The sequence below is a fragment of the Dorea longicatena genome (genome assembly GCF_025150085.1).
Classification (GTDB): domain Bacteria; phylum Bacillota; class Clostridia; order Lachnospirales; family Lachnospiraceae; genus Dorea_A; species Dorea_A longicatena.
On sequence record NZ_CP102280.1, the window covers coordinates 2,261,180 to 2,275,471 of the forward strand.

General features: G+C 41.6%; 17 protein-coding genes. 2 read left to right on the forward strand and 15 right to left on the reverse strand.

Annotated elements, in window-relative coordinates; translation table 11 throughout:
• Window positions 1-61: 61 nt before the first annotated feature.
• The 14 genes from eno to NQ508_RS10815 form a co-directional block, all read right to left on the reverse strand.
• Window positions 62-1,360 carry a phosphopyruvate hydratase gene (gene eno, locus NQ508_RS10750; protein WP_022415943.1) on the reverse strand — a complete coding sequence of 433 codons (1,299 nt, stop codon included), beginning with the start codon at window positions 1,358-1,360 and terminating at the stop codon, window positions 62-64.
• Window positions 1,361-1,506: 146 nt separating this feature from the next.
• The gene (locus NQ508_RS10755; RefSeq protein WP_022415942.1) at window positions 1,507-1,929 is read right to left on the reverse strand and encodes a flavodoxin; all 423 of its coding nucleotides are present in this window, start codon (window positions 1,927-1,929) and stop codon (window positions 1,507-1,509) included.
• Window positions 1,930-1,962: 33 nt separating this feature from the next.
• A complete protein-coding gene (locus NQ508_RS10760; protein ID WP_006428455.1) occupies window positions 1,963-2,526 on the reverse strand; it encodes a DUF3793 family protein in 564 nt (187 codons plus the stop codon).
• A 196-nt stretch (window positions 2,527-2,722) separates the two neighbouring features.
• Window positions 2,723-3,364 carry a potassium channel family protein gene (locus NQ508_RS10765; protein ID WP_006428454.1) on the reverse strand — a complete coding sequence of 214 codons (642 nt, stop codon included), beginning with the start codon at window positions 3,362-3,364 and terminating at the stop codon, window positions 2,723-2,725.
• Window positions 3,365-3,380: 16 nt separating this feature from the next.
• Window positions 3,381-4,763 carry a TrkH family potassium uptake protein gene (locus tag NQ508_RS10770; protein ID WP_006428453.1) on the reverse strand — a complete coding sequence of 461 codons (1,383 nt, stop codon included), beginning with the start codon at window positions 4,761-4,763 and terminating at the stop codon, window positions 3,381-3,383.
• Between the two features lie 307 nt (window positions 4,764-5,070).
• Window positions 5,071-7,149, reverse strand: coding sequence for a heavy metal translocating P-type ATPase (locus tag NQ508_RS10775; protein ID WP_044920389.1), 2,079 nt, complete (start codon window positions 7,147-7,149; stop codon window positions 5,071-5,073).
• A 104-nt stretch (window positions 7,150-7,253) separates the two neighbouring features.
• A complete protein-coding gene (locus NQ508_RS10780; protein ID WP_044920387.1) occupies window positions 7,254-7,559 on the reverse strand; it encodes a DUF6110 family protein in 306 nt (101 codons plus the stop codon).
• Between the two features lie 170 nt (window positions 7,560-7,729).
• Window positions 7,730-8,131, reverse strand: a complete 402-nt coding sequence (locus NQ508_RS10785) for a transcriptional repressor (protein WP_022415938.1) — start codon at window positions 8,129-8,131, stop codon at window positions 7,730-7,732.
• 20 nt (window positions 8,132-8,151) lie between these two features.
• Window positions 8,152-8,514 (reverse strand): heavy-metal-associated domain-containing protein, encoded by a 363-nt coding sequence (locus tag NQ508_RS10790; protein ID WP_006428449.1) that lies wholly within the window; start codon window positions 8,512-8,514, stop codon window positions 8,152-8,154.
• Window positions 8,515-8,526: 12 nt separating this feature from the next.
• Window positions 8,527-8,688 (reverse strand): hypothetical protein, encoded by a 162-nt coding sequence (locus NQ508_RS10795; protein ID WP_155115999.1) that lies wholly within the window; start codon window positions 8,686-8,688, stop codon window positions 8,527-8,529.
• 14 nt (window positions 8,689-8,702) lie between these two features.
• Entirely contained in the window at window positions 8,703-8,912 is a 210-nt protein-coding gene (locus NQ508_RS10800; protein WP_022415935.1) for a FeoB-associated Cys-rich membrane protein, read from the reverse strand.
• A gap of 61 nt (window positions 8,913-8,973) precedes the next feature.
• Entirely contained in the window at window positions 8,974-11,157 is a 2,184-nt protein-coding gene (gene feoB, locus NQ508_RS10805) for a ferrous iron transport protein B (RefSeq protein WP_006428446.1), read from the reverse strand.
• A 70-nt stretch (window positions 11,158-11,227) separates the two neighbouring features.
• The gene (locus tag NQ508_RS10810) at window positions 11,228-11,446 is read right to left on the reverse strand and encodes a FeoA family protein (protein ID WP_006428445.1); all 219 of its coding nucleotides are present in this window, start codon (window positions 11,444-11,446) and stop codon (window positions 11,228-11,230) included.
• Window positions 11,447-11,503: 57 nt separating this feature from the next.
• On the reverse strand, window positions 11,504-11,713 hold the full coding sequence (locus NQ508_RS10815) for a FeoA family protein (RefSeq protein WP_006428444.1): 210 nt from the start codon (window positions 11,711-11,713) through the stop codon (window positions 11,504-11,506).
• A 254-nt stretch (window positions 11,714-11,967) separates the two neighbouring features.
• Here NQ508_RS10815 and NQ508_RS10820 point away from each other — a divergent pair, with 254 nt between their 5' ends.
• Together NQ508_RS10820 and NQ508_RS10825 are read left to right on the forward strand one after the other, a co-directional pair.
• Window positions 11,968-12,348, forward strand: coding sequence for a metal-dependent transcriptional regulator (locus NQ508_RS10820; RefSeq protein WP_006428443.1), 381 nt, complete (start codon window positions 11,968-11,970; stop codon window positions 12,346-12,348).
• 77 nt (window positions 12,349-12,425) lie between these two features.
• Window positions 12,426-12,947 carry a nitroreductase gene (locus NQ508_RS10825; RefSeq protein ID WP_006428442.1) on the forward strand — a complete coding sequence of 174 codons (522 nt, stop codon included), beginning with the start codon at window positions 12,426-12,428 and terminating at the stop codon, window positions 12,945-12,947.
• Window positions 12,948-13,062: 115 nt separating this feature from the next.
• On the opposite strand, the gene NQ508_RS10830 is transcribed toward NQ508_RS10825, so the two are convergent.
• Window positions 13,063-14,184, reverse strand: coding sequence for a 5-methyltetrahydropteroyltriglutamate--homocysteine S-methyltransferase (locus NQ508_RS10830; protein WP_006428441.1), 1,122 nt, complete (start codon window positions 14,182-14,184; stop codon window positions 13,063-13,065).
• Between the last annotated feature and the right edge of the window lie 108 nt (window positions 14,185-14,292).

Genomic DNA, 14,292 nt, shown 5'->3' on the forward strand with positions numbered 1-14,292 from the left:
TATCCTACAGAAGGGGATTAAATAAACGGATATGAAGTTTTAAATATTTTTTAAACTCTTATTATTTCTTCACATTAAATGCTGCTTTTCCAGGATATACAGCACTTGTTCCAAGTTCTTCTTCAATTCTCAGCAACTGGTTGTATTTTGCAACTCGTTCTGATCTGGAAGGTGCTCCTGTCTTGATCTGGCAGGTATTAAGTGCTACTGCAAGATCTGCAATTGTTGTATCTTCTGTCTCTCCGGAACGGTGAGATGAGATAGCTGTGTAGCCGGCTTTATGAGCCATCTTGATTGCTTCCAGTGTCTCTGATACTGATCCGATCTGGTTTAACTTGATAAGGATTGAGTTACCGCATCCAAGTTCGATACCTTTGGAAAGTCTCTCTGTATTCGTTACGAACAGATCGTCTCCGACTAATTGTACCTTATCTCCAAGTTCAGCTGTCAGTTTCTGCCATCCTTCCCAGTCTTCTTCGTCTAATGCATCTTCGATAGAGATGATCGGATACTTGTCTACCAGTTTCTTCCAGTGCTCGATAAGTTCTTCGGAAGTAAATTTTGTACCTGCTTTTGGAAGTACATATTCGCCCTTCTTCTCACCTTTCCATTCAGAAGATGCTGCATCCATAGCAATCATGAAGTCTTTTCCAGGCTCATATCCAGCATCTTTTACTGCATCTAAGATGTACTGGATTGCTTCTTCATCAGATGCAAGGTCCGGTGCAAATCCACCTTCATCACCTACGGAAGTTGCAAGTCCTTTTGATTTTAATAATGCTGCCAGTGCATGGAATACTTCTGCACACCAGCGGAGTGCTTCTTTGAAGCTTGGTGCTCCTACAGGCATGATCATGAATTCCTGTACGTCAACTGTGTTGGCCGCATGTGCGCCTCCGTTTAATATATTCATCATAGGTACCGGAAGTCTGTTACCATTTACGCCTCCGAGGAAACGGTAAAGCGGGATCTCCAGTGCATTTGCTGCTGCACGTGCACTTGCGATCGATACCGCAAGGATTGCATTTGCTCCTAAGTTCGATTTATCTTTTGTTCCGTCTGCTGCGATCATTGCTGTATCTACTGCATAAATGTCTGATGCATCTACACCTTTCAGTGCATCGTTAATCACTGTATTAATATTCTCTACGGCTTTGGTTACACCTTTTCCGCCGAAACGTGATTTGTCTCCGTCACGAAGTTCCAGTGCTTCGAATTCTCCTGTAGATGCGCCGCTTGGTGCTACACCTCTTCCTACAGTTCCATCCAGAAGATATACTTCTGCCTCTACCGTCGGATTACCTCTCGAATCAATAATCTCTCTTCCAATAACCTTCTCAATTGCTAAAAAATTCTCCATGTCAAGATCCTTTCCCATGGAACTACTTCTGCCTCTCTTGCTCAGGGATGAGACAGAAGGAGTATGCCATGATTTATTCACACGATAGTTAGATTATTCTAACTATCGTCAGCATATCATATCTTTTTAGGTGAATCAAAACGCGGCTAGCAAAGTGCCTTTCCAAGTGCCTGGCAAGCTGCAACTGCATCATCATCCGGTGCTTCATTTGCAAGTACACTATCACATGCAAGAACAGCTCCATCAGCCTTGCATGTCTCTTCCCATGTTCTCATCCATTCTCCGTCTCCCCATCCATAAGATCCGAAGAGTGCGATCTTCTTGCCTCCAAGTTTTCCTTCACAGTCAGAGAACATTGGCTCGAATTCGCTGTCTTCCAGTTCTTCTGCTCCCATAGCCGGGCAGCCGAATGCCACTGCATCGTAAGCGTCCATCTTGTCTGCGCCAAATTCTGAAGCCGTTAATACATCAACTTCTGCTCCTGCCGCCTTTGCTCCTTCTGCTACTTCGTTGGCCATTGCCTCTGTGTTACCTGTTCCGCTCCAATATACTACTGCAATTTTACTCATTGTTTCTACCTCTTTCATTGATAAATTTATATGTCAGGCAGCTACCGTAAGCTGCAAAACACTTCTTCCCTGCTGCCAGAGACGTACATAGACATCTCTGCATTTTTTATATTTTGCAAATGTTTTCCGGCATGCACACTCATCACAATATACCTTCCAGCATCCTGCGCATTTGAAATTGCGTCCCTGATTCACAATGAATCCGATCACGTCACCAAGCGGATAATCCAGAAAAATTCCGATTTCATGTGGAAATTCATTATTTTCCCCTATTCTTGACTTTAACCGGCTCAATGCATATTTGATCTCTGTGCTTTCATAGCCGTATTTCTTCAGGAACTTTGCTACTCCCGGCCGGTTCAGACTGACCTCGAGCTGTTTCTTCCGATAGACATAGACCAGTACACGTTTATCCTGTCTCTGTAATATATAGAGACGGATTCCTTTTTCTTTCATGCACTGATTCCAGAACTCAATCTGATCTTCCACGTCTGTATCATCTGCAAATGTCATATTAAATAAATTTGCTGATTTCATAGATGCCAGTGTTGCCGAACAATGTTCCACCAGACATTTTTCAATCAGATATCTGTCCATCACCTTAGTACCTCCTAACAAGCGTTAGTTATATCTAACAATCTATATTTGAATACTATATCATTCTTCCCTTGCTGTCAAGAATTATGTATAAAAAAAGAAGCTTAATGACATAAATCCTCATTAAACTTCTTAGATTGTAAATATTTTTAGCAAAACCGTCTCATATGTATAATATTCCAAATACAACTCTTCCTTATAATGCTTCTAACGCTGTATTAGATCCAACCAAAATCAAAACCATATCTTTTCGCAATACTTCTAAAGGATCCGGGTTGACTTCTACATGCGCCCCACTTTTAATTCCTACGACATTCACTTCATAGTTCCGGCGCACATCCAGTTCTTTCAAAGTTTTTCCACTCCATTTAGCCGGCATTGGAGTTTCCACTATACTATAGGCCGGAGATAGTGCAATCCAATCTGTAAAACTGGCTGACATAAGATTCTTTGCCAGACGGACTCCCATTTCTTTCTCCGGAAAAATGATGGTATCCACACCGATTTTCTTTAATACAGTTGCATGACGGTTATTTTTTGCTTTTGCGATTACGTTCGGTACTCCAATTTCCTTACACTCAAGTGCTGCCATAATACTTGCTTCCAGACTTTCTGCTTCAGCAATCACAACAGCGTCCAGATTTCTTGTTCCAAGAGATCTGATAAATTCTGGATCTCCAATATCTGCCTGCATCGCATATGATACAGAATCAGCAATTCCATTTACCCGCTCCATATCTTTATCTACAGCAACTACCTCACATCCAAGTTTTTGTAATTCTAATGCAATGCTTTCTCCAAAACTTCCCAAACCAAATACTGCAAATTGTTTCTTCATAATCTTTTCCTCCTTGTTACCCAATCATAATCTTTTCCGTTGGAAGTGTCCGCATCTTTTCTTTTAAGTTCACCTTTCCTGCAAATAATAATGCAATGGTCATAGGCCCGACACGTCCTATATACATCATTATCATCAGCACAATCTTGCTTCCCGTCCGCAAGTGTGTTGTCAGATCCTGCGAGAGTCCAACTGTCGCCATTGCAGATGCGGTCTCATACATGATTCTCTGAAATGAAATTGTATCTGGTTCAATGACAGCAACAAATGTTGTTCCTGTTATGTATATAGCTAATGCCAACATAATTGTAACAAATGCTACATGGAAGTTTTTTTCATCCACTTTTCTCCGGAAACATTCAATATCATGCCCTCCCCGAAGCATTGTATGAAATGCGAGAAATAAAAGTGCAAATGTCGTCGTCTTCAGACCACCTGCAGTTCCTCCCGGAGAACCGCCTATAAACATCAAAATAATATTTAAAAAACCAGTTTCTTCGTACATCCCAGATTGCTGAAATGTACTAAACCCAGCCGTTCTTGTTGTCACAGCCTGAAATGCGGAAACCATCAATTTCTGTCCGGTATTAAGATGCCCTATCGTTGCCGGATTATGATACTCCAGTGCAAAGTTCAAAACTGTCCCTGCTATCAATAAGAATCCCGTTGTAATGATCGCTATTTTTGAATGTAACTTAAGTCTGGTAAACCAGCATTTTCCGGGAATTTCCCGATGCCAAATCTTCTTTCCGTTATCAATCACGTCATACCACACGGTAAAACCAATTCCGCCAAGGATAATCAACAGCATTGTTATAATATTAATCAAAGGATCTGTTGCGTATCTTGCCAGACTGTCATCTCCAAGGATGTCAATTCCTGCGTTGCAAAATGCAGAAATTGAATGAAAAATTCCATACCAGATTCCTTTTGCAACCCCATAGTCCCGAATAAATTGTATGGCGTAAAAAACGGCCCCAATTCCTTCTACTACTACTGTCCCAATCAAAATTTTACGTACCAGACCTACCAGACCACCGAGAGAATTCATATTATAAGCTTCTTGAATAACAACTCTCTCTTTTACCGTAATCTTTCTTTTCAGAAGCATAAAAAATGCGGTAATACATGCAATCACGCCCAATCCTCCAATCTGAATTAAAATCAGCAAAATTACTTTTCCTGTAATTGTAAATTGGTATTTGGGAACAATTGTAACCAATCCGGTCACACATACCGATGATGTTGATGTAAAAAGCGCATCCAGAAAACTGATTGATTTTTCGTTAGATACCGGCAACCATAAAAGCACCGCTCCAAGAAAAATTACACTTAGAAAACCTACTGCCAGAATTTTCATGGTATTCCATCTGATATTTTGTTTTCCTGTTTTCTTCATTTATATTTTTCCTCTTTTCTGTCTTGTTCTTCCAAAATTGACTATCTTTTAATCTACACTTGCGCTTCGCAAAAGTCAACAGTTATTCTTCCTTCGTACAGAGAACTTGCCACCGGCAACTTCTCTTGCATACTTTGATCGGGTAGGAGGTCAATAATTATTCCCACTACTAGAGCGGATTAGGGACTTTCACCCGTTAGAAACGTGCGCCGCAAGGCGCACGTATTAAAATGAACAGGGACGACTTTTGTCATCCCTGTTCATTTCTTTATCCATTATTTTTTAGATATTTTTTCATATTGTATCTTTACTCATCGAGCAGATTCTGCATACTTCTAAGTCCAATGATCAGAGTGGATGTATTATGAAGTAATGCGGATGTTGTCGGCATGATGATACCTGCTACACCAAGTGCGATCAGTCCTGCATTGAATCCTACAATTGAATGATAATTGTGGCTGATTCTCTTGATCAGACCGTTACTGATCTTCTTTAATGTAACCAGTTCTTTTAAATTGTCTGCGCCAACTGTAATATCAGCAATTTCTCTTGCAATCTCTGCTCCATCACTGATTGCGATTCCTACATTGGCTGCGGAAAGTGCCGGTGAATCGTTGATACCGTCACCAATCATGATAACTTTACGTCCGGCTGCTTTTTCTCTTTCACAGAATTCTGCCTTATCTTCCGGTAATACCTCCGCATAATATTCATCTACACCAACACGCTTTGCAATAGCCTTTGCTGTACGTTCACTGTCACCTGTCATCATGACAATTTTGCTAAGTCCGGCCTTTCGCAGTTCACGAATCACTTCTACTGCTTCTTCACGCAGTGGATCTTCGATACAGATCACGGCTGCAAGTTTTCCTTCAATTGCCATATAAAGATGTGAATATTCTTCGGGCAGATTCTCAAATTTTTCTTCCATGCCTTCCGGTATTACTACTTTTTCATCTTCAAATACAAAGTGATAACTTCCGATTACGGCTTTCTTTCCTTCAATCTGTGTTGAGATGCCGTGAGCAACAATATACTCAACTTTTGAATGCATTTCTTCGTGATCCAAATGTTTTGTCTTTGCCGCGCTTACCACTGCTTTTGCCATTGAGTGAGGGAAATGTTCCTCCAGGCATGCAGCAATACGGAGCAGTTCATCCTCACTCATTCCGTTAAATGATACCACTTCTGCTACCGTCGGTTTTGCCTTTGTCAGTGTACCGGTCTTGTCAAATACGATCGTATCTGCTTCGGCAACCGCTTCCAGATATTTTCCACCTTTTACAGTAATCTTGTACATACCTGCTTCACGGATTGCAGAAAGTACGGAGATTGGCATAGCGAGCTTTAATGCACATGAAAAGTCTACCATCAGAATCGACAGTGCCTTTGTTGCATTTCTTGTAAGCAGATAAGTAAGGGCCGTACCGCCAAGCGAATACGGAACTAGTTTATCTGCAAGATGCTCTGCCCTGCTTTCCAGTCCGGATTTTAATTTCTCGGATTCTTCGATCATTGCTGCAATCTTCTCATAACGGCTGGAACCGCCGACTGCTTTAACATCGACTGTCACTTCTCCTTCTTCTACAACAGTTCCGGCATAAACATAATTTCCTGTAGTTCTTCTTACCGGAACAGATTCTCCTGTCAGTGAAGCCTGATTGATCATAGCTTCTCCATCCACAACCTCTCCGTCAAACGGGATGACATTTCCCATATGTACGACAACCTGGTCTCCGGATTTGATCTGATTAGAAGAAACCAGAACCGTCTGATCTCCGGTCTTTAACCATACTTTTCCTACATTTAATGACATGGTTCTTGCCAGGTCATCTACAGACTTTTTATGTGTCCACTCTTCTAAGAGTTCACCGATTCCAAGCAAGAACATGATCGAACTTGCCGTACTGAAATCACTTCTGAAGATTGATACTCCGATTGCTGTTGCATCCAGTACCGGAACTTCAATCCTTCTTTCCATCAGGGTCTTGATGCCTTTCCAGATATATTTTGCCGACATGATCGTTGTATATGCTGCCGAGATCGGATATGGCAGTAAGAATTTTCTTCCATAATGGAACAGAATCTTATCCACCAGTTTCTCCTGATACTCTGCATTCATTGCTCTTCCGGATGTCTCTAACAGGCCATTCGGCACTTCTACTTCCTCATAACGGAATCTGCGGAGTCCTTCGATGATTGTTTCTCTGTTTCCCTTATAATGAATCGTTGCGTCCGCCGTTCTGTCATAGACATCTGCGCGGAATACGCCGTCTATATTCTGCAAATAAAAGAGAAGAATGTCCGCCTGTTCATGAGTCATGCGTTTCTGCTCCATGTGGATACGGATTCTTCCTCTTATCTCATGCTTAATCTTAAATTTCACTCTTGTCACCTCTTGCTAGTCTTACAAAAGCACCTGCAGATGTTCCGCAGGTGCCTGTGTCTATGTATTTTCGGCAACTTTTCTTTATCTTCAGTGCCGGATTTTTATTCTTCTGTTGCTTCAGCAGTATCTTCTGCTGTCTCTTCTGTCTCGCAAAAATCATCTACAACTTCTGCTGCTCTGTCTTCATTGATCTGCTTTGCTTCTGCTAAAATATCTCCTGCATTCTCCTGAACGCTTGTTGCAGTCTTCATCACACAAGATTTTGCTCTTAATACGGCTGCTGTACAGTTTGTATATAATTTCTTTGCATCATCACTTGTCAGGATCTTGATTCCCGCTGTTCCGAAAGCTACTCCTGCCGCAAAAAGTCCTGGTTTTTTCCAATTAATGTCTTTTAAATTTAACATATGTATTTCCTCCATTGTATATTTATTAATTCATCACTACAAACATTATAACAAAAAGGACATCCCTTCATTTGTGTCCGGCAGTCGTTTTTGTTTCTGCAAATTATAACACCAAGGAATGTCCTTTTCAAATATTTTCAGGCTATTGATAAATTTTATCAACTGCATATTTATGACTGCACTGTTATGTTCCGTACTTTCTGATCTTCTACATAACCACATGCTTTCAGTCCTGCCTGTATCACAGCATTCCAGTTCTTTGCAGACAGATGCTTGATCGTATCATCGTCCAGTTCAACCGTACATGCATTCTGCAGGTCACAGTCCGGATCACATGCTACTTTATACATATTTCTTCGATTGATCGCTCCGATTTCCTCCAGCTTGTTGATCATCCGGTATACGGTTGCTGTTCCGATGCTTGGATCGATCCGAGATGCGCGGTAATAGATTTCTTTGCAACAGGAACAGTTTTCTTCCAGTATAATATCCAGAAGCATCAGTCTCTGCTTGGTGATCCTGCATCCACTGGCTTTTAGTTTCTGTACAATCGCTTCTTTTGCCTTATCCACCTGTCATCCTCCTATCGTATCTACTCTGTAATAGAAGCAACCTGAAATCCTGCTTTTTCAACTGTTTTTTTCAAAACATCATTTGCAATCTCACGGTCATAAGACACCACTGCTTCTTTCTTCTGTAAGTCCACTCTTGCCGAAACACCTTCTATCTCATTTAACGCTTTCTTTACTGACTGTACGCAGTGCTCACAGGTCATACCTTCGATATGAACTATCTTCTTTCCAATCACCGGATTCTTCAGTTCTTTATCGTCAGTTTTGATGATACCGGTTCCGCCGCCACAGCAGGGACTGTCACCTTTAAAATGCCTGATTGCTCCTCTCAGTGCAAATCCAAGAAGAACGATCACGATTAATACAACTATAATATCTGCCATATCTCTATCCCTCTATTCTTTGTTCTCCTCATTATCCATGCTGAACTTTTCGTCTCTTTTTTTCTCCTGCCATTTCCTGAACCAGAGAAATGCCTGATAGATAGAAGCACCGACAATGTAAAGGACAATCACGATCACGAACAGGTAGAACATAGAGCTTGTCGAATTGCCCATGACTGCCAACTCCTTTATTTACCATACATATTTTCGATCATTTTTTTCACTTCATCAGGATCTGAACTGCAGCATCCACCACCGCATCCACTGCATCCGGCACAGCTGCCGCCGCATCCCTGGATGACTCCATTTTTAAATCTCTTCACAATTCCGTATACCAGGTATGCGCAATACCCTAATATTAATGCTAAAATAATGATATCTGCTAAAATGGCTACCATGAAAACTGCCTCCTTCAAAGGGAAATCCGGACGTAAATGAGTTACGTCCGGTCCGCTCTACTTATGCATTTACAGAACGTTTGGAATAAACTTTCTGATCTTTATACGGATCAGGTCTGAATAACAGGAACAGCATGACTGCTACTACCACAAATGCCACTGCTGTACCAACTCCAAATCCGCCGCCGGTTACTAATGTACCGATCTGGTATACACAAAGTGTTACGAGATAAGCGAATACATTCTGGAACAAGATTGCAAACCAGAACCATTTCTTAGACTGCATCTGCTGTGCCATCGTTGCTATGGCTGCCAGACAAGGGGAATCTAACAGGTTGAATAACAGGAATGAAAATGCTGCTACTGCACTTGGGAACCAGTTCTGGATAGCCTGAGCTACTGTTACAGTATCTTCTGACTGGCTCTCTGCTACGTTCGCAAGTACACCCATTGTTGAAACGATTGCTTCTTTTGCTGTGAATCCGGAAAGAGAAGCTGCTACTGGCTGCCACTCTCCAAATCCAAGTGGTGCAAAGATTGGTGCGATAAATCCACCGATTGCTGCAAGTAAGCTGTCTGCACTGTCGTCTACAAGTCCGAATCCGCCATTTGTGAATCCGAATCCACCAAGGAACCACATTACTACACAAGCAAGGAACAGGATTGTTCCGGCTTTGATGATGAATCCTTTCAGTCTTTCCCATACATGGAGAAGAACTGTCTTAGCCTGTGGAATATGATACTGTGGAAGCTCCATAACGAATGGTGCCGGTTTTCCTGAGAATGGTTTTGTCTTCTTCAGGATGATTGCTGCTACTAATACTGCTACGATACCTACGAAGTACATGATAGGTGCCATAAATCCACCTGCCGTGTAGCTTCCTGTTGCATAGCTTGTCATAACTCCACCCATTAATGCGATAACCGGTAATTTAGCTCCGCATGGGATGAATGTTGCTGTCATGATTGTCAGACGTCTGTCATTGTCCTGCTCAATGGTCTTAGAAGCCATAATTCCAGGGATACCACAACCTGATGAGATCAGAAGTGGAATGAAACTTTTACCAGACAGTCCGAAGTGTCTGAATACACGGTCCATAACGAATGCGATACGTACCATATATCCGCAGTCTTCCAGGATAGAAAGGAAGAGGAACAGGATTGCCATCTGCGGAACGAATCCGAGAACAGCTCCGATACCGCCGATGATACCATCAACTACCAATCCTTCGATCACGCTGCTTACGCCGGCTGCTTCAAGTCCTTTTGAAGCGATATCCTGAATTGCAACTACGAATGTATCATTCGTCCAGTCTGTAACGATTGTACCGATTGTTGTTACGGAAATGTAATAAACAACAAACATAACTGCGATGAAGATCGGGATACCAAGAATACGGTTTGTAACAATTCTGTCGATCTTATCGGATGTTGTCAATTTGTCTTTTCCTTTTTTGACAGTTGTCTCAACGATCTTCTGGATGAATTTGTAACGTTCATCTGTTACGATACTTTCCATATCATCGTCGTGCTTTGTCTCAAGTTCTTTTCTGTCTTTATCAACTGCTGCCTTTGCTGCTGCGGAAAGGTTCATACTTTCTACAACCTTGCTGTCGTTCTCAAGGAATTTCACAGCATACCATCTCTTCTTGTCTTCTGAGATTGTATCCGGAAGAACTCCCTTCACGTCTGCAACTGCTGCTTCCATTTCTTTAGAGAAGATTTCTCTTGGAAGATCAACTTCTTTTTTATTAGCTACTTTGATTGCTGTCTCAATCAGAGTATCCAGTCCTGTCTGCTTCAAAGCAGAAGTTTCAACAATCGGGCAGTCTAATAACATTGAAAGCCTATTTGTATCAATCTTGATTCCTCTCTTCTCCAGAAGATCTGTCATGTTCAGTGCGATAACTACCGGCACACCTGTCTCGATAAGCTGTGTAGTAAGATACAGGTTACGCTCGATATTCGTTGCATCTACAAGATCGATGATAACATCCGGATCATCATTTAAGATATAATCACGACTAACTACTTCTTCCAGTGTATATGGCGAAAGAGAATAGATACCCGGAAGGTCTGTTACGATGATGTCATCGTTCTTTCTCTTTCCTTTTAATTTTCCCTCTTTTTTCTCTACTGTAACACCTGGCCAGTTACCAACATACTGGTTGGCACCCGTTAAGGCGTTAAACATTGTGGTTTTACCACAGTTTGGGTTTCCCGCAAGTGCGATCTTGATTCCCATTCCTATTTACCTCCTTGAACGTGTAAATTCTAATGCGACAATATGTATCTGTCAGTTCCTTCGGTAAGTCTTATTTTACCTGGACACACTGAGCATCGTCTTTTCTTACTGAAAGCTCATAGCCTCTTACTGTAATCTCTACAGGATCTCCAAGTGGAGCTACCTTTCTGATATACAGCTCGCTTCCTTTTGTAATGCCCATATCCATAATACGGCGCTTGTATGCGCTGTCCCCTTCAATCTTCGTTACAACAACTGTACTTCCAACTTTTGCATCACCTAAAGTCATTGCTGTTTCTCCTTTCCTTAGATTGTTAGTATCTATAATACAGCAGACACCCCGGTACTAAACCATGATGTGCCGCGCCATATCCTCATTTACTGCCACTCTGGAGTCTTTGACATTTACGATCACATTGCCTCCGATCTTCGACAGTACAACAACTTCCGCTCCTGCAACAAATCCAAGATTTGCCAGAAAACGTCTTGTCTCTTCATTTCCACCAATACGTGAGATTGTGTTTGTTTCACCGATACCGGCCATTGTAAGCGGCATAATAACACCTCGTTTTCTTTATGTATGATTTTTTGCATTTTCTCTGCCTGTTTTGATAATGATTTTGATAATGATAAATGTTTTCATTATCTCCTGCAATAGTTAGTATATGCTAACGTTCGTTAGCTGTCAACCACTTTATTTCATTTTATTGATTATTTTTTCTCATTAAGATTTTTCTTTTATTTGCCAGTAATTTGGAACTATGCTATACTAAATTCAATGTTAACGTATGAAGGAAGGAATGACTTATTATGAGCAATGTATTAAATGAATCTGCTGAGAACTACCTTGAAACGATTCTGATTTTAAGCCAGAAACTGCCTGTAGTGCGTTCCGTAGATATTGCCAATGAGCTTGGATTCAAGAAATCCAGCGTCAGTGTTGCCATGAAGAACCTTCGCGAGAAGGAACATATTAAAGTAGATGAGCAGGGATTTATTCATTTGACACCATCCGGCCTGGAGATTGCAAATATGATTTACGAACGCCACACACTTTTATCATCCTGGCTGATACATCTCGGCGTACCTGCGGATGTCGCTGCTGCCGATGCATGTAAGATGGAGCATGTGATCAGTAAAGAAAGTTTCGAAGCGATCAAGAGACATGTATACGAGAACAAAGAAGTGTAAATCATCCGTTTCGTTTTATTTTCTTTTTATATTATGAGATTTTATTTTTTCACTGTATTCTAAAGGAGTCTTGATTTATGAACGAAAGTATTAAAAACATGATCGAACGCCGCAGTGTACGCGGTTACAAACCGGACATGATCCCGAAAGAAGATCTGGATCTGATTCTTGAAGCAGGCACTTATGCCGCAACCGGCATGGGAATGCAGTCACCGGTTATTGTTGCCGTTACAGACAAAGCCACCCGCGATCAGCTTTCCAAAATGAATGCGGATGTCATGGGAACTGATACAGATCCGTTCTACGGAGCACCGGTTGTCCTGGTTGTATTAGCTGATAAGAACAGACCGACACATATCTATGACGGAAGCCTTGTCATGGGCAATCTGATGAATGCTGCCGCTTCTCTTGGAATCGGAAGCTGCTGGATCCACCGGGCGAAAGAAGTCTTTGCATCGGAAGAAGGTAAGGCTCTTTTGAAAAAATGGGGCGTGGAAGGTGATTATGAAGGCATCGGACACTGCGTGCTCGGATATCCGGCCGGAGATGTGCCGAAAGCGAAGCCTCGTAAAGAGAATTATGTGTATCATGTAGATTAAATGAATAACGAGAACAGAAAAAGAGGAATCCCGGATCAATGTGATCTTTGGGATTCCTTTTTTCTTCGAGCAGCGTATTGTAAATCTGCTGTTTGATACTTCGGTATGTATGGTCTTATGCGTCCTTCCATACCTCTTCTGCGATTTCTTTCACCAGTTTTAATTTTGCCCACTGCTCTTCTTCTGTCAGTTTGTTACCAATTTCACAGGATGCAAATCCGCACTGCGGGCTTAAACACAATCTCTCAAGTGGAATATATTTTGCTGCTTCATAGATTCGTTTGATCACTGTTTCTTTGTCTTCAAGTTCCGGTGACTTAGTTGTGATCAGTCCCAGAACGACTTTCTTATCTTCTGAAACCTTTGCCAGCGGCGCAAATCCGCCCGATCTTGCATCATCATACTCCAGGAATAAAGCGTCTACATTTTCCTTTGCAAATACATAGTCTGCTACGGAATCATATGGGCCGCTTGTGAAGAATGTAGAGTGATAGTTACCTCTGCAGATATGTGAAGTAATCACCATATCTTCCGGTTTTCCTTCTAATGCAAGGTTATTCACTTCCAGTAACTGTGCTTTTACTTTGTTCAGATCCAGCCCCAGTCTCTCATATCTCTGCTTTGCGGCATCTCCTACGATTGCGCCCCATGTACAGTCATCTAACTGAAGGTTACTGCACCCCGCTTCATAGAACTGTCTGATAACTTCCTGATATGCTTTTCCGATGTCCTGAATCAATTCTTCGTTTGTTGCATAATATTTTCTTGTATTCTCAAAGTTTGCCGGAACGATCATCTGCTGGAACATCTGTGCCGGTGCCGGGATTGTATATTTTGCAACGGTGTTCTCATCTTCGAACTGTTTTAAGAATTTGAATCCTTCTACAAATGGATGTGCTTTTGCCTTTACTTTTCCTGTCAGGTAAGTATCTTCTACTGCTGCCATCTCTGCATTGAACTGTACGCCGGCTCCTGTCTGCTCATGACCAACGCCTTCGAATCCCCACATAAAGTCCAGATGCCAGTAAGTTCTTCTGAATTCTCCGTCTGTAATGATGTGGAATCCCAATTCTTTCTGCTTTGCAACTACTTCTGTGACTGCCTTATCAACGATTGCATCACATTCTTCTTTTGTGATCTTTCCTTCGCTGTAATCTGCTTTTGCCTGTTTTACTTCCTGTGGTCTTAAAAAGCTTCCCACAAAATCATATCTGTATGGTGTCTGGTATTTGCTCATTTTCTATATCCTCCTGTGCTTTTCTTCCTGTTGTTTTTGTCTGGATATAGAGTAGCATGATTTGGATGATTTGGATAATACATATAACTTGTGTGTTGCTATAGCTTT

What these genes read in the sequence shown, in the direction of transcription:
- NQ508_RS10820 (WP_006428443.1), top strand. Translation starts at nt 11,968, where the DNA reads ATGAGCAATGTATTAAATGAATCTGCTGAGAACTACCTTGAAACGATT.
- NQ508_RS10800 (WP_022415935.1), bottom strand. Translation starts at nt 8,912, where the DNA reads ATGGTAGCCATTTTAGCAGATATCATTATTTTAGCATTAATATTAGGG.
- NQ508_RS10765 (WP_006428454.1), bottom strand. Translation starts at nt 3,364, where the DNA reads ATGAAGAAACAATTTGCAGTATTTGGTTTGGGAAGTTTTGGAGAAAGC.
- NQ508_RS10790 (WP_006428449.1), bottom strand. Translation starts at nt 8,514, where the DNA reads ATGGCAGATATTATAGTTGTATTAATCGTGATCGTTCTTCTTGGATTT.
- NQ508_RS10825 (WP_006428442.1), top strand. Translation starts at nt 12,426, where the DNA reads ATGAACGAAAGTATTAAAAACATGATCGAACGCCGCAGTGTACGCGGT.
- NQ508_RS10780 (WP_044920387.1), bottom strand. Translation starts at nt 7,559, where the DNA reads ATGTTAAATTTAAAAGACATTAATTGGAAAAAACCAGGACTTTTTGCG.
- NQ508_RS10755 (WP_022415942.1), bottom strand. Translation starts at nt 1,929, where the DNA reads ATGAGTAAAATTGCAGTAGTATATTGGAGCGGAACAGGTAACACAGAG.
- NQ508_RS10760 (WP_006428455.1), bottom strand. Translation starts at nt 2,526, where the DNA reads ATGGACAGATATCTGATTGAAAAATGTCTGGTGGAACATTGTTCGGCA.
- feoB (WP_006428446.1), bottom strand. Translation starts at nt 11,157, where the DNA reads ATGGGAATCAAGATCGCACTTGCGGGAAACCCAAACTGTGGTAAAACC.
- NQ508_RS10830 (WP_006428441.1), bottom strand. Translation starts at nt 14,184, where the DNA reads ATGAGCAAATACCAGACACCATACAGATATGATTTTGTGGGAAGCTTT.
- eno (WP_022415943.1), bottom strand. Translation starts at nt 1,360, where the DNA reads ATGGAGAATTTTTTAGCAATTGAGAAGGTTATTGGAAGAGAGATTATT.
- NQ508_RS10770 (WP_006428453.1), bottom strand. Translation starts at nt 4,763, where the DNA reads ATGAAGAAAACAGGAAAACAAAATATCAGATGGAATACCATGAAAATT.
- NQ508_RS10795 (WP_155115999.1), bottom strand. Translation starts at nt 8,688, where the DNA reads ATGGGCAATTCGACAAGCTCTATGTTCTACCTGTTCGTGATCGTGATT.
- NQ508_RS10810 (WP_006428445.1), bottom strand. Translation starts at nt 11,446, where the DNA reads ATGACTTTAGGTGATGCAAAAGTTGGAAGTACAGTTGTTGTAACGAAG.
- NQ508_RS10815 (WP_006428444.1), bottom strand. Translation starts at nt 11,713, where the DNA reads ATGCCGCTTACAATGGCCGGTATCGGTGAAACAAACACAATCTCACGT.